Below are 19,899 nucleotides of genomic sequence, written 5' to 3' on the forward strand. Positions count from 1 at the left end.
TGTTCGGCGAACCTTGGGGTGACCCTTGGGTTCAGCGGACTATCGCGCACTGACGATAGGCCCTCACTGCTGTTCATGGTGGGGGCGTTTTATTTTTGGAGTGATTTTTAATGGCAACGATCAACCAGTTGGTTCGTAAGCCGAGAAAACGCAAAGTTGAAAAAAGCGACGTGCCTGCACTGCAAGCTAGCCCGCAGCGCCGTGGAGTTTGTACTCGTGTGTATACCACTACACCGAAGAAGCCGAACTCCGCACTGCGTAAAGTTTGTCGTGTGCGCCTGACCAACGGTTACGAAGTAACTTCGTACATCGGTGGTGAAGGCCACAACCTGCAGGAGCACAGCGTGGTGCTGATTCGCGGCGGTCGTGTAAAAGACCTGCCGGGTGTGCGCTACCACACTGTACGCGGTGCACTTGACTGTGCCGGCGTAAACGATCGCAAGCAGGGCCGTTCCAAGTACGGCGCCAAGCGTCCTAAGGCCTAATCCCCTTAAGACAACATTGCGTTTCGGTTTAACGAATAACCGGAGTAAGGCTGAGCTCGCCGATTTGTAGTTGCTAGTTGTAGTTAGTACGGCGGCGTCTCAGAGTAACCCTGAAGAGAGGCAATCCCATGCCAAGAAGACGAGTAGTCGCCAAGCGCGAAGTGCTGCCCGATCCCAAGTTCGGGAACGTGACTCTGGCCAAGTTCATGAACCATGTCATGATCTCTGGTAAGAAGTCCGTGGCAGAGAGCATCGTTTACGGTGCGCTGGATCTGGTTTCAGAAAAGCTGAACAAAGATCCGATTGAAATTTTCGAAGAGTCCCTGGAAAACATCGCCCCGATGGTGGAAGTAAAGTCCCGTCGTGTTGGTGGTGCTACCTACCAGGTGCCGGTAGAAGTGCGTCCCGCACGTCGTACCGCGCTGGCAATGCGCTGGCTGGTAGATTTCTCCCGTAAGCGCGGTGAGAAGTCCATGGCCCAGCGCCTGGCCAATGAAATGATCGATGCTTCCCAGAACAAGGGCGGCGCGGTCAAGAAGCGTGAAGACGTGCATCGTATGGCGGAAGCCAACAAAGCGTTCTCCCACTATCGTTTCTAAGATAGTGACGCTTCTAAGTCTGATGATTATTTCCATCGGAAAATAAAATCGAAAGGCAGCAAGGAAGGTAAAACTCCGCGCTGCCTTTTGCCGTTATATCGAGGATACAACTGTGGCACGTAAAACGCCTATCGAACGCTATCGCAATATCGGTATCTGCGCCCACGTAGACGCCGGTAAAACCACGACTACCGAGCGCGTACTGTTCTACACCGGTCTGTCCCACAAAATTGGTGAGGTGCACGAAGGCGCAGCCACCATGGACTGGATGGAGCAGGAGCAGGAGCGTGGTATCACCATCACCTCTGCAGCGACTACCTGTTTCTGGGCTGGTATGCAGCAGCAGTTTCCGCAGCACCGCGTAAACATCATCGACACCCCTGGACACGTTGACTTCACCATTGAGGTGGAGCGTTCCCTGCGTGTACTGGACGGCGCCGTTGTTGTGCTGTGTGGCTCTTCCGGTGTGCAGCCGCAGACCGAAACCGTTTGGCGTCAGGCCAACAAGTACGAAGTACCGCGTATGGTCTTCGTGAACAAGATGGACCGCGCCGGTGCAGACTTCCGCAAGGTAGTAGGCCAGCTGAAAACCCGTCTGAACGCCACTGCAGTACCGCTGCAGATGACCATTGGCGCGGAAGACGAGTTCAAGGGCGTTGTCGACCTGGTGAAAATGAAAGCCATCCTGTGGAACGAAGAAGACATGGGTATGACTTTCGACTACGCCGACATCCCGGCCGACATGCAGGACGAGTGCGAAGAAATGCGCGAATTCCTGGTGGAAGCGGCTGCGGAAGCGACCGAAGAGCTGATGGAAAAATACCTGGAAGAAGGTGAACTGACCGAAGAAGAAATCAAGTCAGCTATCCGTCAGCGCACCCTGGCCAACGAAATCGTTCCGGTTCTGGGCGGCTCTGCGTTCAAGAACAAGGGCGTACAGGCCATGCTGGACGCGGTAATCGAATACCTGCCGGCGCCGAACCAGGTTAAAGCGATTGAAGGTACTCTGCTGGACAAGGCCGAGACCGTTGAAACCCGTGAAGCGAACGACGACGCGCCGTTCGCCGCACTGGCTTTCAAAATCGCGACCGACCCCTTCGTTGGTACTCTGACCTTCTTCCGTGTTTACTCCGGTAAGCTGGAAAGCGGCACCGCGGTATACAACTCCGTTAAGGAGAAGAAAGAGCGTGTCGGTCGTATGGTGCAGATGCACTCCAACGACCGTAAAGAGATCAAAGAAGTACTGGCAGGTGACATCGCAGCGGCCATCGGCCTGAAAGATGTGACCACTGGTGACACCCTGTGTGCTGAAGACGCCAAGATCGTCCTCGAGCGTATGGAGTTCCCGGAGCCGGTAATCTCCGTTGCGGTAGAGCCTAAGTCCAAGCCGGACCAGGAAAAAATGGGTATCGCTCTGGGCAAGCTGGCTCAGGAAGACCCGTCTTTCCGCGTTAAGACCGACGAAGAGACTGGCCAGACCATCATCTCCGGTATGGGTGAGCTGCACCTGGACATCATCGTTGACCGTATGCGTCGCGAATTCAACGTGGAAGCCAACATCGGTAAGCCGCAGGTGGCCTATCGTGAAACTATCCGCAACACCTCTGAGATCGAAGGCAAGTTCGTTCGTCAGTCCGGTGGTCGCGGTCAGTACGGTCACGTTTGGGTGAAATTCGAGCCGGCGGAAGACGAGTCCCAGGAAGGTCTGGAATTCGAAAACGCGATCGTGGGTGGTGTGGTTCCGAAGGAATACATCCCGGCGGTACAGAAAGGTATCGAAGAACAGATGCAGAACGGTGTTCTGGCTGGCTACCCGCTGCTGGGCCTGAAAGCTACCCTGTACGACGGCTCTTTCCACGATGTGGACTCCAACGAGATGGCGTTCAAGATCGCCGGCTCCATGGCGACCAAGAAGCTGGCCCAGGTTGGTGGTGCGGTACTGCTTGAGCCGATGATGAAGGTTGAAGTGGTTACCCCGGAAGAGAACATGGGTGACGTTGTTGGTGACCTGAACCGTCGTCGCGGTCTGATCCAGGGTATGGAAGACAGCGCCTCCGGTAAAGTTGTGAACGCAGAAGTGCCGCTGGCCGAAATGTTCGGTTACGCCACCGACCTGCGCTCCGCTACCCAGGGCCGTGCAACCTACACCATGGAATTCCTGAAGTACGCTGAAGCGCCGAAAAACGTCGCTGACGAAATCATCGCGAAAAACAAAGGTTAATTTCCTAACTTCTTTTTGCTAGAGGACATTGAAAATGGGAAAAGAAAAGTTTGAACGTTCCAAGCCCCACGTAAACGTGGGCACCATCGGTCACGTTGACCACGGTAAAACCACCCTGACTGCTGCGCTGACCCGCGTATGTTCCGAAGTTTGGGGCGGCGCTGCCGTTGCCTTCGACGGTATCGACAATGCACCGGAAGAGCGTGAGCGTGGTATCACCATCGCCACCTCTCACGTTGAATACGAGTCCCCGACCCGTCACTACGCGCACGTTGACTGCCCGGGACACGCCGACTACGTGAAAAACATGATCACCGGTGCTGCTCAGATGGACGGCGCTATCCTGGTATGTGGCGCAACTGACGGCCCGATGCCGCAGACTCGCGAGCACATCCTGCTGTCCCGTCAGGTTGGTGTACCGTACATCGTTGTATTCCTGAACAAGGCTGACCTGCTGGCAGAAGACTGTGGTGGTGTTGGTTCTGAAGAATACGCCGAGATGATGGAACTGGTTGAAATGGAGCTGCGCGAGCTGCTGGACCAGTACGAATTCCCGGGTGACGACACTCCGATCATTGCCGGTTCTGCCCTGATGGCACTGAACGGTGAAGATGGCGACGAGCTGGGTACTACCGCTGTTAAGAAGCTGGTAGAAACCCTGGACGCGTACATCCCGGAGCCGGAGCGCGCTATTGACCAGCCGTTCCTGATGCCGATCGAAGACGTATTCTCCATCTCTGGCCGTGGTACCGTTGTTACCGGTCGTGTTGAGCGTGGCATCATCAATACTGGCGACGAGATCGAAATCGTTGGTATCAAAGAGACCACCAAGACCACCTGTACCGGTGTTGAAATGTTCCGCAAGCTGCTGGACGAAGGCCGTGCTGGTGAGAACATTGGCGCGCTGCTGCGTGGCACCAAGCGTGACGAAGTTGAGCGTGGTCAGGTACTGGCCAAGCCGGGCTCCATCACCCCGCACACCAAGTTCGAAGGTGAGGTGTACATCCTGTCCAAGGACGAAGGTGGCCGTCACACTCCGTTCTTCAAAGGCTACCGTCCGCAGTTCTACTTCCGTACCACCGACGTAACTGGTGCGGTTGAGCTGCCGGAAGGCACCGAAATGGTAATGCCGGGCGACAACATTCAGATGAAAGTTGAGCTGATTGCGCCGATCGCCATGGAAGAAGGTCTGCGTTTCGCAATCCGCGAAGGTGGCCGTACCGTTGGTGCTGGTGTTGTAGCTAAAATCCTCGACTAATCTTTAGTCCTGGTTTTAAGCACGAAAAGGCTGCAGTGTTTACACTGCGGCCTTTTTTATTTGTGGGTGTTCGTACATGAGCTTTACCACCAGTCCTTGCTCAGATTGCAGTGGCGACTGGATGCCATGAGGCGGTCGAAATCCTTTCCGTCCAGCGCGATCAGGGATTCATGGTCGCCCGATTCGAGATAGATAGTGTCGCGACTATCCAGTCCGGTATCCACCAGCGTCGTCATGCCGTAAGCCTGTCCGAGCGGAGGAAGGGCGCCGAGCTCGCAGTCGCTGAAGATATTGCCGAACTCTGACTCGCTCACCATTTCAAGGTGATTGCGTCCGGTTTCGTCGCGAACTGCGCGCATGTCCAAGTTGCTGCTCGAAGGAATGATCACCATTACCATGCCCCGCTCATCCTTAAGCAGGACTGCCTTGGCAACGCGATCTTCGCGAACATCGGCCTTGTGAGCGCTTTCCCGGCTGGTTGCGCTGTGCTCATGGGGAATTACTCGGTAGTGAACCGAATGGTCATTGAGGTATCGACTGACAGTGGGTGCCATGGTCATGAGCTGTCCCTCCTGTGTGGCGCATTTCTGCCTTACTTTAAGTTTAGTTTCCCGCCGCCAGCGTTCGCACAGTCTCACCAAGATTGTTCTGGTCCGGGAGTTGACAGGCCAAAAAATCACCCGTAGACTTCGCGCTCCTTTTCGCCCGCCCTCGGGGCTGCGTAAGAGGACGTTCTTTAGATTTAATTGGAGTTTGATTCCATGCAGGGTCAACGCATTCGAATTCGCCTGAAGGCGTTCGATCACAAGCTGATCGACACGTCTACCCAGGAGATTGTTGAGACGGCCAAGCGCACTGGCGCGCAAGTACGCGGTCCTATCCCGCTGCCGACTCGTAAAGAGAAGTACACCGTGCTGATTTCTCCGCACGTCAACAAAGACGCGCGCGACCAGTACGAAATTCGTACTCACAAGCGTTTGCTGGACATTGTTGAGCCTACCGAGAAGACCGTTGACGCGCTGATGAAGCTCGATCTGGCGGCCGGTGTTGAGGTTCAGATTAGTCTCGGCTAACACTTTTAATTAACTACCGAATCCCGAGCGAAAAAGGTTCGGGTAGTGTAACGCTCTGAAATTGGGCGGCCGCAGTGGGTTAAAGCCCCGTGCACTGAGAGGTTGAAAAGATGACTATAGGTATTGTCGGCCGCAAAAGCGGCATGACTCGCATCTTCACTGAAGATGGCGCGTCTATCCCGGTAACTGTTATCGAGGTAGCTCCGAATCGCGTCACTCAGGTGAAAACTCAGGAAACTGACGGCTACTCCGCAGTACAGGTTACTGTGGGTGCTCGTAAGGCTTCCCGTGTCTCCAAGCCCCAAGCGGGCCACTTCGCCAAAGCCAATACAGAGGCTGGCACTGCTCTTTTCGAACTGCGTACTGACGGTTCTGAAGAGTCCTTCGAAATCGGTTCTGAGATCACTGTTGCAAGCTTTGAAGCTGGCCAGAAGATCGACGTAACCGGCACTTCCAAAGGTAAAGGATTTCAGGGCGGTATTAAGCGCTGGAACTTCCGTATGCAAGACGCTACCCACGGTAACTCCTTGTCTCACCGCGCCCCCGGTTCTATCGGTCAGTGCCAGACTCCTGGCCGCGTGTGGAAAGGCAAGAAAATGGCCGGTCACATGGGTGCTGAGCGTGTTACCACGCAGAACCTGGAAGTTGTTCGAGTGGACGCTGAACGTAACCTGCTGCTGGTTAAGGGTGCCGTACCTGGCGCGCCCGGCGGTAACGTTATCGTTCGTCCGGCAGTTAAAGCCTAAGTCTGAGGGGAAATAGATATGGAACTGAATATCGCTACTCCCGAAGGCGCTAAAGGCACTGTTGCAGTTTCTGAAGTGACTTTCGGTCGTGAATTCAATCAGGACCTGGTGCACCAGGCAGTCGTCGCCTATATGGCTGGCGCTCGTCAGGGTACCAAGGCTCAGAAAAACCGCTCCGCGGTTTCCGGCGGCGGCAAAAAGCCGTGGCGCCAGAAGGGCACCGGTCGCGCACGCGCTGGTACCATCCGTAGCCCGCTGTGGCGTTCCGGTGGCGTAACCTTCGCCGCTGAGCCGCGTGATCACAGCGTCAAGCTGAACAAGAAAATGTACCGCGCTGCACTGCGCTGCATTCTCTCCGAGCTTGCTCGCCAGGAGCGTCTGGTTGTGGTTGAGTCCTTCGACGTTGATGCGCCGAAGACCAAGCAGCTGGTAACCAAGCTGGCACAGTACGATCTGTCCGAAGCGTTGATCGTGACCGAAGAGGTAAATGAAAACCTCTACCTGGCCGCGCGCAACCTGCACAAGATCGATGTTCGCGACGTGCAGGCTATCGACCCGGTAAGTCTGATTCGTTTTGACAAGGTCGTGGTTACCGTTTCTGCACTGAAGAAAATTGATGAGGTGCTGGGATGAACCAAGAGCGAATCTACAAAGTACTGCTGGGCCCGGTAATTTCCGAGAAAGCTGCTGTGCTGGCGGATGCCGCCAACCAGGTAGTGTTCAAGGTAACCACCGACGCTTCCAAAGCCGAAATCAAGGCCGCGGTAGAAAAGCTGTTCAATGTTTCTGTTGAGCAGGTTCGCACCGTGAACGTTAAAGGCAAAACCAAGCGCACCCGCTACGGCATGGGCGTGCGCAATGATTGGAAGAAAGCCTACGTTCGTCTGGCCGAAGGCAGCGACATTAACTTCGAAACTGCCGACGTTACGGCCTAAGTAAGGGGAAAGTTGCAATGGCTATTGTAAAAACTAAACCGACCTCTGCCGGCCGTCGTCACCTGGTAAAGGTTGTTAATTCCGACCTGCACAAAGGTGCGCCTTACGCTCCGCTGGTTGAGAAGAAATCCAAGTCCGGTGGTCGTAACAACAACGGTCGCATTACCACCCGTCATATCGGTGGTGGTCACAAGCATCACTACCGCGTGGTGGACTTCAAGCGCAACAAGGATGGCATTCCTGCCACCGTTGAGCGTCTGGAGTACGATCCGAACCGCAGTGCACACATCGCGCTGGTTTGTTACGCCGATGGTGAGCGTCGCTACATTATTGCGCCGAAGCACCTGAAAGCTGGCGACAAGATCCAGTCTGGCGACGCTGCGCCGATCAAAGTGGGTAACACTTTGCCGCTGCGCAACATCCCGGTTGGTTCCGTGATTCATGGTATCGAGTTGAAGCCTGGTAAAGGCGCTCAGCTGGCCCGCTCTGCCGGTGCCTCTGTACAGCTGGTTGCTCGTGAAGGTCAGTACGCGACTATCCGTCTGCGTTCTGGCGAAATGCGTAAAGTTCTGTCTGAGTGCCGCGCCACCCTGGGTGAAGTGAGCAACTCCGAGCACAGCCTGCGCAAGCTGGGTAAAGCAGGTGCCAAACGCTGGCGCGGTGTTCGTCCTACCGTTCGCGGTGTGGCGATGAACCCGGTAGACCACCCGCACGGTGGTGGTGAAGGTCGTACCTCTGGTGGTCGTCACCCTGTGACGCCTTGGGGTGTTCCGACCAAGGGTAAGAAAACGCGTAAGAACAAGCGCACCGACAACATGATTGTACGTCGTCGCGGCAAATAAGCCGCGCGATGTCTGAGCTGCTAGAGAGGAATCGACAGTGCCACGCTCATTAAAGAAAGGTCCCTTTATTGATCTTCATCTGATCAAGAAGGTGGAGGCGGCGATTGAAAAAAATGATCGTCGACCGATTAAAACCTGGTCCCGCCGTTCCATGGTTATGCCGGAAATGGTGGGCCTGACGATTGCCGTTCACAACGGTCGTCAACACGTGCCCGTATTGGTCAACGAAGAAATGGTTGGTCACAAGCTGGGCGAATTCGCTGCTACCCGCACTTACCGTGGCCACGCCGCGGATAAGAAAGCGAAGAAGCGCTAAGCCGAGGTAATTAAGATGGAAGTACAAGCAAAATTACGCGGTGCTCGTCTGTCGGCACAAAAGGCGCGTCTGGTAGCTGATCAGATTCGCGGCAAAGGTGTCGAGGAAGCCCTGGATATCCTGGCTTTCAGCCACAAGAAGGGTGCTGCGATCGTTAAGAAGATTCTGGAATCTGCCATCGCCAACGCCGAGCACAACGAAGGTGCTGACGTGGACGAGCTGAAGGTTTCCACCATCTTCGTGGATGAGGGTATGACCATGAAGCGCATTAAGCCGCGCGCCAAGGGTCGTGCTGATCGTATTCTTAAGCGTACTTGTCACATCACTGTGAAAGTAGCCGAGAAATAAGAGAGCAGGCGAGAAAACCATGGGACAAAAAGTACATCCTACCGGCATTCGTCTGGGTATCGTTAAAAAGCATACCTCTGTTTGGTATGCCGGCAGCGACGAGTACGCAGACAAGCTGTACACGGATCTGAAAGTTCGCGAATACATTCGCAAGAAACTGGCCCACGCTTCTGTGAGCCGTATCGAGATTGAGCGTCCGGCAAACACCGCTCGTGTGACCATTCACACTGCGCGTCCGGGCATCGTGATCGGTAAAAAAGGTGAAGACGTAGAGCGTCTGCGCAACGAGCTGACTTCCCAGATGGGTGTGCCCGTGCACATTGACATCGAAGAAGTACGCAAGCCTGATCTGGATGCCACTCTGGTAGCCCAGAACGTTGCTCAGCAGCTGGAGCGTCGCGTTATGTTCCGTCGTGCTATGAAGCGCGCCGTACAGAACGCCATGCGCCAGGGCGCGGAAGGTATCAAGATTCAGGTTAGTGGTCGTCTTGGCGGTGCCGAGATTGCCCGTACCGAATGGTACCGTGAAGGCCGTGTGCCGCTGCACACTCTGCGTGCAAACATCGACTACGGCACTTATGAAGCCAGTACTACCTACGGCATCATCGGTGTGAAAGTTTGGATCTTCAAAGGCGAAGTCATCGGTGACGAAATCCCCGAAGAAAAGCCAGCGAAGACTCGCAAGAAAGCTGCTAAATAAGGGGTGCGCAGATGCTACAACCGAAGCGTACAAAATTCCGCAAGGTACAGAAGGGTCGCAACCGCGGTCTTTCCCAGCGCGGCTCTAAAGTGAGCTTTGGCGAGTTCGGCCTCAAGGCCATCGGTCGTGGACGCATTACTGCGCGTCAGATCGAAGCGGCTCGTCGCGCAATGACTCGTCACGTTAAACGTGGCGGTAAGATCTGGATTCGTGTGTTTCCGGACAAGCCCATTTCCAGTAAGCCCCTCGAAGTTCGAATGGGTAAAGGTAAGGGTAACGTAGAATACTGGGTAGCTCAGATCCAGCCGGGTAAAGTCCTCTATGAAATGGAAGGCGTATCCGAAGATCTGGCTCGCGAAGCTTTCGAGCTCGCCGCAGCCAAGCTGCCTGTAAAGACAACTTTCGTTAAGCGTTCGGTGATGTAATGAAGACTGCAGATCTACGCTCAAAGTCAGTTGAGGAGCTGAACCAGGAACTGCTGAGCCAACTTGAAGCACAGTTCAAGCTGCGCATGCAGAAATCCACCGGTCAGCTGACTCAGACTCATCTGCTGAAGCAGACTCGTCGCGACATTGCTCGCATTAAGACTGTGTTGACCGAGAAGGCAGGTAATTAATCATGGCTGAAGCAAAACTGAAGCGTACTCTGACCGGTAAGGTCGTGAGTGACAAGATGGATAAAACCATCACCGTTTTGATCGAGCGCCGTGTTAAGCACCCGATCTACGGCAAAATCGTGAGCAAGTCCACCAAGCTCAAGGCACACGACGAAAACAATGAGTGCGGCATCGGTGATGTCGTAACCATTGAGGAATCTCGTCCGCTGTCCAAGAGTAAGTCCTGGTCCTTGCAGACTATTGTAGAGCGTGCGGCGAAGGTTTAATCCTGGCCCATTGACTGTGAAGACCTAAACAGGTTTTCGGAGAGGAACAATGATTCAAGCAGAATCCTACTTAGAAGTAGCCGATAACAGTGGGGCTCGCCGTGTCATGTGCATCAAGGTGCTGGGCGGCTCCCACCGTCGCTACGCTGGCGTTGGCGACATCATCAAGGTAACCGTTAAGGAAGCAATTCCTCGCGGTAAAGTGAAAAAGGGTCAGGTGATGAACGCGGTTGTGGTTCGCACCAAGAAAGGTGTGCGTCGCCCCGACGGCTCCCTGATCAAGTTTGACGATAACGCAGCGGTGTTGCTGAACCAGAACCTGGCTCCGGTCGGCACCCGTATTTTTGGCCCGGTAACTCGCGAGCTGCGCGGTGAGAAGTTCATGAAGATCATCTCACTGGCTCCCGAAGTTATCTAAGCCACGAGCGGAGAAGAGTTATGCGCAAGATCAAGCGTGACGACGAAGTGATCGTTATCGCCGGTCGCGACAAAGGCAAGCGTGGCACCGTACGTAAGGTGCTGAACGATGGCCGTCTGATCGTATCCGGTGTTCAGATGATCAAGAAACACCAAAAGCCGAACCCCCAGATGGGTGTTGCCGGTGGCATTGTTGAGAAAGAAGCTGCTATTCAGTCTTCCAACGTGGCCATCTTCAACCCGAGCACTCAAAAAGCTGACCGGGTAGGCTTCAAAGTATTGGAAGATGGCACTAAGATCCGCGTCTTCAAATCCAGCGGCGAAGCCGTTGACTCATAAGTCAGGTGGAAAACATGGCAAGGCTTAAAGAGCTCTATACCAAAGAACTCGCGTCCAAGCTGAAAGAAGAGCTGGGACTTGAGAACGTAATGTCCGTGCCGCGCATCACCAAGATCACCATCAACATGGGTGTTGGTGAAGCCATTGGTGACAAGAAGGTACTGGAACACGCAGTCAGTGACATGACTGCGATCACTGGTCAAAAACCCATCGTGACCAAAGCGCGCAAGTCTATTGCGGGCTTCAAGATCCGTGATGGCTGGCCGATCGGCTGTAAGGTAACTCTGCGCGGTGAGCGCATGTATGAGTTCCTGGAGCGTCTGGTAGGCATCGCGATCCCGCGTATCCGCGACTTCCGTGGCATTAGCCCGAAGCAGTTCGACGGTCGTGGTAACTTCTCGATGGGTGTAACAGAACAAATTATCTTCCCGGAAATTGACTACGACAAAGTAGACAAGATCCGCGGTCTGGATATTTGTATCACTACTACAGCAGCTAACGACGAACAAGGTCGCGCACTGCTGAAAGCATTCAACTTCCCTTTCAAGGGTTAAGAGGATTCCATGGCGAAGAAATCCATGATTGCGCGTGAGAACAAGCGCGCTCGAACCGCAGCTAAGTACGCTGAAAAGCGTCAAGAGCTGAAGGCGATCATCGCCAGTGCCAACGCTTCTGAAGAGGAGCGTTGGGAGGCTCAACTCAAGCTGCAACAACTGCCGCGCGATGCAAGCCCGGTACGTCAGCAACGTCGCTGTCGTATCACTGGTCGCCCCCACGCTGTCTACCGCAAATTCGGCCTGTGCCGTAACAAACTGCGTGAAGCAGCCATGCGTGGTGATGTCCCCGGCCTGGTTAAGTCCAGCTGGTAATACGGCAGACTTGAGGAGTCTTAAGTAATGAGTATGCAAGATCCGTTGGCAGATATGCTGACCCGCATCCGCAACGCCCTGGGCCGCGGTAAGGGCAGTGTTTCTATGCCTTCTTCCAAACTGAAAGTAGCCGTAGCCAACGTACTGAAAGACGAAGGTTACGTTACTGGTGTAGCGGTTAGCGAAGGTGCCAAGCCTGAGCTGACTATCGAACTGAAATACTTCCAGGGCAAGCCGGTAATTGCTGAGCTGGATCGGGTTTCCCGTCCAGGCCTGCGTAACTACGCAGGTAAGAAAGCATTGCCATCCGTTCGCGGCGGCCTGGGCATCGCTATCGTCTCCACCTCTCGTGGTGTGATGACTGATCGCGCGGCCCGTCAGGCTGGTGTCGGCGGCGAAGTGCTCTGCACCGTATTCTAAGCGGGGGTTAATATGTCTCGAGTAGCAAATAGTCCCGTAAGTATCCCCGCTGGCGTTTCCGTTGACCTGAAAGGTCAGGACATCGCTGTTAAAGGTGGTAATGGCAACCTGAACTTCAACATCCACTCCGACGTGGAAGTTAAGCAGGAAGAAAACCAGCTGACCTTTGCTGCACGCAATGGTTCCAAGCAGGCGCGTGCCCTCGCTGGCACCACCCGTGCGCTGGTTAACAATATGGTGGTCGGTGTCAGTCAGGGTTTCGAAAAGAAACTTCAGCTGAACGGTGTAGGTTACCGTGCGAAAGCATCTGGTAAGACCGTTAACCTGACTCTCGGTTTCTCTCACCCGGTAGATTACGCACTGCCGGAAGGTGTGACTGCTGAAACCCCGAGCCAGACTGAAATCGTACTGAAGAGCAGCGATAAGCAGCTGTTAGGTCAAGTGGCCGCTGAGATCCGCGCATTCCGTCCGCCGGAGCCCTACAAAGGTAAGGGTGTCCGCTACGCCGAAGAGCGCGTGTATCGCAAAGAGGCCAAGAAGAAGTAAGGCATAGATATGAACGTTAAGAAGCAATCTCGCTTGCGTCGTGCACGTCGTGCCCGCGCCAAGTTCCGTGAGCTGGGCGCCGTTCGCCTGACAGTGAACCGCACTCCCCGCCACATTTACGCACAGATCCTGTCTGCCGATGGCGACAAGGTATTGGCCGCTGCCTCTACTCTGGACAAGGACCTGCGTGAAAGCAAAACCGGTAACGTCGACGCTGCAAAAGCTGTTGGCACCCTGATCGCTGAGCGTGCCAAGGCCGCCGGCGTTGAAGCGGTAGCCTTCGATCGCAGCGGTTTCAAATACCACGGCCGTGTTAAGGCCCTGGCAGACGCTGCCCGTGAAGCCGGTCTGAAATTCTAAGGGTTGAGTTATGGCTAGAGATAAAGTCGAGAAGAGCAACGACGAAGGCCTCCAGGAAAAACTGGTACAGGTCAATCGCGTTGCCAAAACCGTAAAAGGTGGTCGTATTTTCGCGTTCACCGCTCTGACCGTAGTTGGCGACGGCAATGGTCGCGTTGGCTTCGGTCGTGGTAAAGCGCGTGAAGTGCCGGTTGCCATCCAGAAGGCAATGGAAGCTGCGCGTCGCAACATGATCCAGGTAGACCTGAACGGTGACACCATTCAGTACGCTACCAACGGTCGCCACGGCGGTTCCAAGGTATACATGCAGCCCGCTTCCCAGGGTACCGGTGTAATTGCCGGCGGTGCCATGCGCTCCGTACTGGAAATGGCTGGCGTCCACAACGTACTGGCTAAGTGCTACGGCTCTACCAATCCGGTAAACGTCGTTCGCGCTACCTTCAGTGCGCTGGGCAAAATGAGCAGCCCGGAAGACGTAGCCGCCAAGCGTGGCAAGTCTGTGGAAGAAATCCTGAACTGATTCGGTTTGGGTCGCAGCAGCTCTGTCGCTGCGGCCCACTCTGAACTTGCTTTGAGTGAATGAGTCATGGCTAAAAAGACCATCAAAGTAACCCAGGTTAAAAGCATCAACGGTCGCCTGAAAAACCATCAGGCATGTGTTGCTGGACTGGGTCTGCGCCGCATTGGTCACACTGTGGAAGTGGAAGACACTCCCTCTGTGCGCGGCATGATCAACAAAGTGAACTACCTCGTAAAAGTGGAGGAGGCGTAACATGCGTTTGAATGAACTGTCTCCCGCTGAGGGTCACAAGCACAGCGCCAAGCGCGTTGGTCGCGGCATCGGTAGCGGTCTGGGTAAAACCGGTGGCCGTGGTCACAAGGGTCAAAAGTCCCGTTCCGGTGGTAGTGTTCGTCCGGGCTTCGAAGGCGGTCAGATGCCTTTGCAGAAGCGCCTGCCGAAGTACGGTTTCACCTCTCGCGTTGGCCGCTTTGTTGCGGAAGTGCGTCTGGCGGAGCTGGCCAAGGTAGAAGGTGACACTATTGATTTGGCAGCGCTGAAAAATGCCGATATTATCGGCGGCCACATTAAGCGCGCCAAAGTGTTCCTTTCCGGTGAGCTGACCAAAGCGGTTACCGTTAAAGGTCTGGGCGTTACCAAAGGTGCTAAAGCAGCCATCGAAGCTGCTGGCGGAAAAGTAGAAGACTAAATCGAGGCCCCAATGGCACGACCAGGATCTGGTGTTAACTCCCTGGGTAACGGCAAGGGATTAGGCGAGCTTTGGGCTCGCCTTCGTTTTCTGTTTCTCGCGATTCTTGTATATCGCATAGGGACTCATATTCCGGTGCCCGGTATTGATCCGGAAAAGCTGGCAAACCTGTTTAATCAGAACCAGGGAACCATCCTTGGCCTGTTTAACATGTTCTCCGGTGGCGCACTGGAGCGGATGAGTATTCTGGCCCTCGGTATCATGCCTTACATCTCCGCGTCCATCATCATGCAGTTGATGACCGCGGTGACGCCTTCATTGGAGGCGTTGAAGAAGGAAGGTGATGCTGGGCGTCGCAAGATCAATCAGTACACCCGATATCTGACGGTGTTGCTGGCACTGATCCAGGGCATCGGTATGACCTTCGGTCTCGCCGGTCAGAATCTCGCGTATTCCGCAGAGCCTGCATTCGGCTTCTACTTTGTGGCTGTAGTGTCACTGGTGACCGGTGCGGTGTTCATGATGTGGCTTGGAGAGCAGATCACCGAGCGTGGTGTCGGCAATGGTATTTCCATGCTGATCTTCGCCGGTATCGTTGCCGGGCTGCCCAGTGCTATTGGCCAGGCGTTCGAACAGGCGCGTCAGGGTGAGCTGCATATCCTGATGTTGCTGGCGATTGGCTTCGTGGCGATTGCTGTTGTGTATTTCGTAGTGGTTATGGAGCGCGGTCAACGCCGTATCACCATTAACCACGCGCGTCGCCAGGCGGGTCGCTACTCGCAGGCGCCGGCCGCACAGTCCAGCCATCTGCCGCTGAAGGTCAACATGGCCGGTGTTATTCCGGTGATCTTTGCCAGCAGTATCCTGCTGTTCCCTGCGACTCTGGCGCAGTGGTTCGGTCAGGGTGGTGAAGGTGTCGGTGCGCAGATCCTGCAGTGGATGGCGCTCCAGCTGGGCCCCGGTCAGCCGCTGAACATTATTCTGTTCGCACTGTTGATTGGCTTCTTCTGCTTCTTCTATACGGCGTTGATGTTCAACCCCAACGAAGTCGCAGACAACCTGAAAAAATCCGGTGCCTATGTGCCCGGTATCCGCCCCGGTGAGCAGACCGCGCGTTATATCGACAGCGTTCTGACTCGTCTGACTCTGGTGGGTGCCTGTTACATCGCATTGGTATCCCTGCTGCCGCAGTTCCTGGTGGTCGGGCTGAACATTCCCTTCTACCTGGGGGGTACTTCACTGCTGATCGTTGTGGTCGTGGTGATGGACTTCATGGCGCAAGTGCAGTCGCACCTGTTGTCCCACCAGTACGAAGGGTTGATGAAAAAGGCAAATCTGCAAAGCTACGGCCGCCGTTGATCGGCAACCACAGCAGCAGGATTGAATTGAGGTAAGGTCATGAAAGTACGCGCTTCTGTAAAAAAGATCTGCCGTAACTGCAAAATCGTACGTCGCAAAGGCGTTCTGCGGGTAATCTGCAGCGCCGAGCCGCGTCACAAGCAGCGGCAGGGCTAATCGACGCTATTGCGTCGATTGGTGACTCGCCAGGGAGGGTGGGTCAGGTGTTCGAATCATGGAATGGTCTGAATACCAAATGAAAGTGAAAAGATTTGCCTCTTTGCACAGCCCCGTGTAAAAAGGCGCTCCGCAAACCTTATGGTGTGCGGCGAAACTGAAGAGTCATGATTTCGCATGGCTCAAAGTTTCAAAAGGGGGCGTTGACTGTCGTCCGTTTTACCCTGGGTTTCGGCCTTGGGAGAGGCGGGCTATTGCAATTTGGTGTTTGAAAAGCTATTCTTGCGCGCCTTTTTGGTGGTGCTGGTGGCTTTTTATTCGCTGTCAGCGCCGAATTGAGAATTGAACCGCGCCATCACCAAAGTAGCGCTGGTTCACAATACGTGGAGTATGCCTCTATGGCACGTATTGCTGGTGTAAACGTACCAGACCACAAGCACGCCGTGATCTCCCTGACCCATATCTATGGTGTCGGACGCACTACGGCCAAGTCTATTCTGGCAGCGGTAGGTATCGCTGAATCCACCAAACTTCGTGATCTGTCCGAAGACCAGATTGAAACCATCCGCGGTGAAGTTGCAAAACTGACCGTTGAAGGTGATCTGCGTCGTGAAGTATCCATGAACATCAAACGTCTGATGGACCTGGGTTGCTTCCGCGGTCTGCGTCACCGTCGCAGCCTGCCGCTTCGCGGTCAGCGCACCAAGACTAACGCCCGTACCCGTAAGGGTCCGCGCAAGCCGATCCGTAAGTAATTACTTACGTCGCGCAAGTCTTCACAAGTACAGGATTTAGGATACAGGTATGGCTAAGCCAAAAACTACTGTTCGCAAAAAGGTCAAAAAGACCGTTGTCGACGGTGTTGCCCACATCCACGCATCGTTCAACAACACGATCGTGACGATCACTGACCGTCAGGGCAATACTCTGAGCTGGGCTACCGCTGGTGGCTCCGGTTTCCGCGGCTCTCGTAAGAGCACGCCTTTCGCAGCCCAGGTTGCCGCTGAGCGCGCAGGTACTGCCGCTCAGGAGTACGGCCTGAAAAACCTTGATGTCGAAGTTAAGGGCCCCGGCCCGGGTCGTGAATCTGCCGTTCGCGCCCTGAACAACTGCGGCTACAAGATCACCAACATCACCGACGTGACGCCGATCCCGCATAACGGTTGTCGTCCGCCCAAGAAACGTCGCGTGTAAGAGGGGGTTGACGAAATGGCACGTTATATTGGACCAAAATGTAAGCTTTCCCGTCGGGAAGGTACCGATCTTCAGCTGAAAAGTGGCGTTCGCCCGCACGAGTCAAAGTGCCGCGCGGAAACCAAGCCTGGCGTTCATGGCGCCGGTCGTGGTCGCCTGTCCGACTACGGCGTTCAGCTGCGTGAAAAACAAAAAGTACGCCGTATCTACGGTGTGCTGGAAAAGCAGTTCCGCAACTACTATAAGGAAGCGGCGCGTCTGAAAGGTGCAACCGGTGAAAACCTGCTGCAACTTCTGGAAAAACGCCTGGACAACGTGGTTTACCGCATGGGCTTCGGCTCTACTCGCGCTGAAGCGCGTCAGCTGGTATCTCACAAGGCGATCCTGGTGAATGGCGCTACCGTAAACATCCCTTCTTACTCTGTTAAAGAAGGTGACGTTATCTCCATTCGCGAGAAGTCCAAAAAGCAGATGCGTATCCAGAACTCCGTTTCCCTCGCTGCACAGCGTGGTGACGTTGAGTGGGTAGACGTGAATGCGAGCAAGCTGGAAGGTACCTTCAAGCGTGTTCCGGATCGCGTAGATCTGCCGGCAGAGATCAATGAAAACCTTATCGTGGAACTCTACTCCAAGTAAGGCTCTGTTCCATTTAAGGAATAAAACTGTAATACAGGTATGGCTATGCAGACTGCTGTCAACGAGTTTTTGACACCTCGTCGTATTGACGTCACCGAGTACAACCAGAACCACGCTAAAGTGGTTCTGGAACCGCTGGAGCGTGGCTTTGGCCACACTCTTGGCAACGCGCTGCGCCGCATCCTGCTGTCCTCCATGCCAGGCTGCGCCGTCACTGAAGTTGAGATCGACGGTGTTGAGCACGAGTACAGCGCAATTGAGGGCGTGCAGGAAGACGTAATCGAAATCCTGCTCAACCTGAAGGAAATTGCGGTGGTGATGCACGGCAAGGACCAGGCAGTGCTGAGCCTGAGCAAGAAGGGCCCGGGTGCAGTGACCGCTGGCGACATTCAGGTGGATCACGACATTGAAATCGTGAACCCTGAGCACGTGATCGCCAACATCACCGGCGACGTGGAACTCAACCTGCGTCTGACCGTCGCGCGCGGCCGTGGCTACCAGCCCGCCGATGCACGTCGTGAAGACGAAGAAGAGACCCGCGCCATTGGTCGCCTGCAACTGGACGCCTCTTTTGGCCCGGTTCGTCGCGTGTCCTACAGCGTGGAATCCGCGCGTGTAGAACAGCGCACCGACCTGGACAAACTGGTGCTGGATCTGGAGACCAACGGTACTCTGGACCCGGAAGAAGCTATCCGTCGCGCCGCCACCATTCTGCAGCAACAGCTTGCAGTATTCGTGGACCTCGAAGGCGAGAAGGATGCCCAGCCGGAAGCGAAGGAAGAAGAAGTTGATCCGGTGCTGCTGCGCCCGGTTGACGATCTGGAGCTGACCGTGCGTTCGGCCAACTGTCTGAAAGCAGAAAACATCTACTACATCGGCGACCTGATTCAGCGTACCGAAGTAGAGCTGCTGAAGACCCCGAACCTGGGCAAGAAGTCCCTGACCGAAATCAAGGACGTTCTGGCTTCCCGTGGTTTGTCCCTGGGTATGCGTCTCGAGAACTGGCCGCCGGCCAGCCTCAAGGGCGACAGCAAGCTGAGCTCCCTGTAAAGCGTTTGTGGCGCGGGTGTGTTTGCCCGCCCGCGTGAAGAAAACCGAGTGGCGTGCGCCAACTGCTAGCGCCACTCCCAGACGACTTGCTGAGAAAGCAATCGAAGTCGTGAGGAATTGAGTTATGCGTCATCGTTATAGTGGCCGTAAATTCAGTCGTACCAGCTCTCACCGCAAGGCTATGTTCAAGAACATGACTGCCTCTCTGGTAGAGCACGAACTGATCAAAACCACACTGCCGAAAGCCAAGGAGCTGCGTCGCGTTGCCGAGCCGCTGATCACCCTGGCCAAGAAGGACAGTGTTGCCAACCGCCGTCTGGCTTTCGCCCGTATCCGTGACAAGGATGCTGTGCGCAAGCTGTTCGACGAACTGGGTCCCCGTTACGAAGCCCGTCCGGGCGGATACATCCGCATTCTGAAATGCGGTTTCCGTGCAGGCGACAAGGCTCCGATGGCCTACGTCGAGCTGGTAGATCGTCCGGTAGCGGACGAGACTGCAGAAGCTGCAGAAGCCTGAGGTTAACAGCCAAAGGTATTTCGGGGCCGGGGGTTAACCCTTCGGTTCCGGGCAATGGAAAGCCGGTCCTTGACCGGCTTTTCTTGTTTCAGTCTCGTGTATTTGAGCACTGTGTATTTGTAGGAAGTAGTGATGTTCCAATCGCTGGATGATTTGCTAAAAATCCTGAATCCCCAAATCGTGGGTAGCCTGAAGCGTGCGATCGAACTGGGCAAGTGGCCGAACGGCGTTGCGCTGACGGATCAGCAGAAGTCACTGTGTGGTGAAGCCATCGCCTATTGGGAGCAGCGCCATACGGCACCCGAGTCTCGGGTTGGCTATGTGCCGCCCAAGGCTACGCCCTGTGGTGACAAGCACGAAGATGAGGCGGTAACCTGGGTCGACGGCTGAGGCGGTCCGCCCCCGTAACATTATCTGTCCGCG

At 55.0% G+C, this 19,899-nt stretch carries 34 protein-coding genes; 33 read left to right on the forward strand and 1 reads right to left on the reverse strand.

The window, feature by feature from the left end; genetic code table 11:
• Window positions 1-110 precede the first annotated feature (110 nt).
• From rpsL to tuf, 4 genes are all read left to right on the forward strand, one after another.
• Complete coding sequence (gene rpsL / locus LC059_RS00785) at window positions 111-485, forward strand: 30S ribosomal protein S12 (RefSeq protein ID WP_066967222.1); 375 nt, start codon at window positions 111-113, stop codon at window positions 483-485.
• Between the two features lie 128 nt (window positions 486-613).
• Complete coding sequence (rpsG, locus tag LC059_RS00790; protein ID WP_010130334.1) at window positions 614-1,084, forward strand: 30S ribosomal protein S7; 471 nt, start codon at window positions 614-616, stop codon at window positions 1,082-1,084.
• A 112-nt stretch (window positions 1,085-1,196) separates the two neighbouring features.
• Window positions 1,197-3,305 (forward strand): elongation factor G, encoded by a 2,109-nt coding sequence (gene fusA / locus LC059_RS00795; RefSeq protein WP_226701949.1) that lies wholly within the window; start codon window positions 1,197-1,199, stop codon window positions 3,303-3,305.
• Window positions 3,306-3,339: 34 nt separating this feature from the next.
• Window positions 3,340-4,563, forward strand: a complete 1,224-nt coding sequence (tuf, locus tag LC059_RS00800) for an elongation factor Tu (protein ID WP_226701950.1) — start codon at window positions 3,340-3,342, stop codon at window positions 4,561-4,563.
• Between the two features lie 83 nt (window positions 4,564-4,646).
• Here the strand turns inward: tuf and LC059_RS00805 are convergent, their stop codons facing one another.
• Entirely contained in the window at window positions 4,647-5,123 is a 477-nt protein-coding gene (locus LC059_RS00805) for an aminoacyl-tRNA deacylase (protein WP_226701951.1), read from the reverse strand.
• A 201-nt stretch (window positions 5,124-5,324) separates the two neighbouring features.
• Between LC059_RS00805 and rpsJ the strand changes: the two genes are divergently transcribed.
• From rpsJ to LC059_RS00950, 29 genes are all read left to right on the forward strand, one after another.
• The gene (rpsJ, locus tag LC059_RS00810; RefSeq protein WP_066967210.1) at window positions 5,325-5,636 is read left to right on the forward strand and encodes a 30S ribosomal protein S10; all 312 of its coding nucleotides are present in this window, start codon (window positions 5,325-5,327) and stop codon (window positions 5,634-5,636) included.
• A 110-nt stretch (window positions 5,637-5,746) separates the two neighbouring features.
• Window positions 5,747-6,382: a 50S ribosomal protein L3 gene (gene rplC / locus LC059_RS00815; protein ID WP_226701952.1), complete on the forward strand. Its 636-nt coding sequence runs from the start codon at window positions 5,747-5,749 to the stop codon at window positions 6,380-6,382.
• An 18-nt stretch (window positions 6,383-6,400) separates the two neighbouring features.
• Window positions 6,401-7,015 (forward strand): 50S ribosomal protein L4, encoded by a 615-nt coding sequence (gene rplD / locus LC059_RS00820; RefSeq protein ID WP_226701953.1) that lies wholly within the window; start codon window positions 6,401-6,403, stop codon window positions 7,013-7,015.
• Window positions 7,012-7,317, forward strand: coding sequence for a 50S ribosomal protein L23 (rplW, locus tag LC059_RS00825; protein ID WP_066967201.1), 306 nt, complete (start codon window positions 7,012-7,014; stop codon window positions 7,315-7,317). Before rplD ends, rplW begins: the two co-directional genes overlap by 4 nt.
• Before the next feature lie 17 nt (window positions 7,318-7,334).
• The gene (gene rplB / locus LC059_RS00830) at window positions 7,335-8,159 is read left to right on the forward strand and encodes a 50S ribosomal protein L2 (protein WP_226701954.1); all 825 of its coding nucleotides are present in this window, start codon (window positions 7,335-7,337) and stop codon (window positions 8,157-8,159) included.
• Between the two features lie 37 nt (window positions 8,160-8,196).
• Window positions 8,197-8,475, forward strand: a complete 279-nt coding sequence (gene rpsS, locus LC059_RS00835; protein WP_010133844.1) for a 30S ribosomal protein S19 — start codon at window positions 8,197-8,199, stop codon at window positions 8,473-8,475.
• A gap of 15 nt (window positions 8,476-8,490) precedes the next feature.
• Entirely contained in the window at window positions 8,491-8,823 is a 333-nt protein-coding gene (gene rplV / locus LC059_RS00840; protein WP_010133843.1) for a 50S ribosomal protein L22, read from the forward strand.
• Between the two features lie 19 nt (window positions 8,824-8,842).
• On the forward strand, window positions 8,843-9,523 hold the full coding sequence (gene rpsC / locus LC059_RS00845) for a 30S ribosomal protein S3 (protein ID WP_066967195.1): 681 nt from the start codon (window positions 8,843-8,845) through the stop codon (window positions 9,521-9,523).
• 11 nt (window positions 9,524-9,534) lie between these two features.
• A complete protein-coding gene (rplP, locus tag LC059_RS00850) occupies window positions 9,535-9,948 on the forward strand; it encodes a 50S ribosomal protein L16 (RefSeq protein WP_067087034.1) in 414 nt (137 codons plus the stop codon).
• The gene (gene rpmC / locus LC059_RS00855) at window positions 9,948-10,139 is read left to right on the forward strand and encodes a 50S ribosomal protein L29 (RefSeq protein WP_043320803.1); all 192 of its coding nucleotides are present in this window, start codon (window positions 9,948-9,950) and stop codon (window positions 10,137-10,139) included. The genes rplP and rpmC overlap by 1 nt, the downstream gene beginning before the upstream one ends.
• Window positions 10,140-10,141: 2 nt before the next feature.
• On the forward strand, window positions 10,142-10,405 hold the full coding sequence (gene rpsQ / locus LC059_RS00860) for a 30S ribosomal protein S17 (protein ID WP_010133838.1): 264 nt from the start codon (window positions 10,142-10,144) through the stop codon (window positions 10,403-10,405).
• A gap of 49 nt (window positions 10,406-10,454) precedes the next feature.
• Window positions 10,455-10,823: a 50S ribosomal protein L14 gene (rplN, locus tag LC059_RS00865; protein WP_226701955.1), complete on the forward strand. Its 369-nt coding sequence runs from the start codon at window positions 10,455-10,457 to the stop codon at window positions 10,821-10,823.
• A gap of 20 nt (window positions 10,824-10,843) precedes the next feature.
• Window positions 10,844-11,161 (forward strand): 50S ribosomal protein L24, encoded by a 318-nt coding sequence (rplX, locus tag LC059_RS00870; protein ID WP_226701956.1) that lies wholly within the window; start codon window positions 10,844-10,846, stop codon window positions 11,159-11,161.
• Between the two features lie 14 nt (window positions 11,162-11,175).
• A complete protein-coding gene (gene rplE, locus LC059_RS00875; RefSeq protein ID WP_226701957.1) occupies window positions 11,176-11,715 on the forward strand; it encodes a 50S ribosomal protein L5 in 540 nt (179 codons plus the stop codon).
• Between the two features lie 9 nt (window positions 11,716-11,724).
• Window positions 11,725-12,030, forward strand: coding sequence for a 30S ribosomal protein S14 (gene rpsN, locus LC059_RS00880; RefSeq protein WP_207000505.1), 306 nt, complete (start codon window positions 11,725-11,727; stop codon window positions 12,028-12,030).
• A 27-nt stretch (window positions 12,031-12,057) separates the two neighbouring features.
• Window positions 12,058-12,450 carry a 30S ribosomal protein S8 gene (rpsH, locus tag LC059_RS00885; protein ID WP_207000506.1) on the forward strand — a complete coding sequence of 131 codons (393 nt, stop codon included), beginning with the start codon at window positions 12,058-12,060 and terminating at the stop codon, window positions 12,448-12,450.
• 12 nt (window positions 12,451-12,462) lie between these two features.
• Window positions 12,463-12,996: a 50S ribosomal protein L6 gene (gene rplF, locus LC059_RS00890; RefSeq protein WP_226701958.1), complete on the forward strand. Its 534-nt coding sequence runs from the start codon at window positions 12,463-12,465 to the stop codon at window positions 12,994-12,996.
• Window positions 12,997-13,005: 9 nt separating this feature from the next.
• Entirely contained in the window at window positions 13,006-13,356 is a 351-nt protein-coding gene (rplR, locus tag LC059_RS00895; protein ID WP_161859410.1) for a 50S ribosomal protein L18, read from the forward strand.
• 10 nt (window positions 13,357-13,366) lie between these two features.
• On the forward strand, window positions 13,367-13,876 hold the full coding sequence (rpsE, locus tag LC059_RS00900) for a 30S ribosomal protein S5 (protein WP_078084432.1): 510 nt from the start codon (window positions 13,367-13,369) through the stop codon (window positions 13,874-13,876).
• A gap of 66 nt (window positions 13,877-13,942) precedes the next feature.
• Entirely contained in the window at window positions 13,943-14,128 is a 186-nt protein-coding gene (rpmD, locus tag LC059_RS00905) for a 50S ribosomal protein L30 (RefSeq protein WP_010133829.1), read from the forward strand.
• Between the two features lies 1 nt (window position 14,129).
• Window positions 14,130-14,564 carry a 50S ribosomal protein L15 gene (gene rplO / locus LC059_RS00910; protein ID WP_226701959.1) on the forward strand — a complete coding sequence of 145 codons (435 nt, stop codon included), beginning with the start codon at window positions 14,130-14,132 and terminating at the stop codon, window positions 14,562-14,564.
• 12 nt (window positions 14,565-14,576) lie between these two features.
• On the forward strand, window positions 14,577-15,923 hold the full coding sequence (gene secY, locus LC059_RS00915) for a preprotein translocase subunit SecY (RefSeq protein ID WP_226701960.1): 1,347 nt from the start codon (window positions 14,577-14,579) through the stop codon (window positions 15,921-15,923).
• Between the two features lie 39 nt (window positions 15,924-15,962).
• Window positions 15,963-16,079: a 50S ribosomal protein L36 gene (gene rpmJ, locus LC059_RS00920; RefSeq protein WP_010133825.1), complete on the forward strand. Its 117-nt coding sequence runs from the start codon at window positions 15,963-15,965 to the stop codon at window positions 16,077-16,079.
• Window positions 16,080-16,477: 398 nt separating this feature from the next.
• Complete coding sequence (gene rpsM / locus LC059_RS00925) at window positions 16,478-16,834, forward strand: 30S ribosomal protein S13 (RefSeq protein WP_010133823.1); 357 nt, start codon at window positions 16,478-16,480, stop codon at window positions 16,832-16,834.
• Between the two features lie 49 nt (window positions 16,835-16,883).
• Window positions 16,884-17,273 carry a 30S ribosomal protein S11 gene (rpsK, locus tag LC059_RS00930; protein ID WP_043320820.1) on the forward strand — a complete coding sequence of 130 codons (390 nt, stop codon included), beginning with the start codon at window positions 16,884-16,886 and terminating at the stop codon, window positions 17,271-17,273.
• Window positions 17,274-17,288: 15 nt separating this feature from the next.
• A complete protein-coding gene (rpsD, locus tag LC059_RS00935; RefSeq protein ID WP_226701961.1) occupies window positions 17,289-17,909 on the forward strand; it encodes a 30S ribosomal protein S4 in 621 nt (206 codons plus the stop codon).
• Window positions 17,910-17,954: 45 nt separating this feature from the next.
• Window positions 17,955-18,959: a DNA-directed RNA polymerase subunit alpha gene (locus LC059_RS00940; RefSeq protein ID WP_226701962.1), complete on the forward strand. Its 1,005-nt coding sequence runs from the start codon at window positions 17,955-17,957 to the stop codon at window positions 18,957-18,959.
• A gap of 124 nt (window positions 18,960-19,083) precedes the next feature.
• The gene (gene rplQ, locus LC059_RS00945) at window positions 19,084-19,476 is read left to right on the forward strand and encodes a 50S ribosomal protein L17 (protein WP_010133817.1); all 393 of its coding nucleotides are present in this window, start codon (window positions 19,084-19,086) and stop codon (window positions 19,474-19,476) included.
• A 132-nt stretch (window positions 19,477-19,608) separates the two neighbouring features.
• Window positions 19,609-19,866, forward strand: coding sequence for a DUF1315 family protein (locus tag LC059_RS00950; RefSeq protein WP_226701963.1), 258 nt, complete (start codon window positions 19,609-19,611; stop codon window positions 19,864-19,866).
• Window positions 19,867-19,899 lie beyond the last annotated feature (33 nt).

Origin of the sequence: Microbulbifer elongatus, from assembly GCF_020524885.1 — a bacterium.
GTDB lineage: Bacteria > Pseudomonadota > Gammaproteobacteria > Pseudomonadales > Cellvibrionaceae > Microbulbifer > Microbulbifer elongatus_A.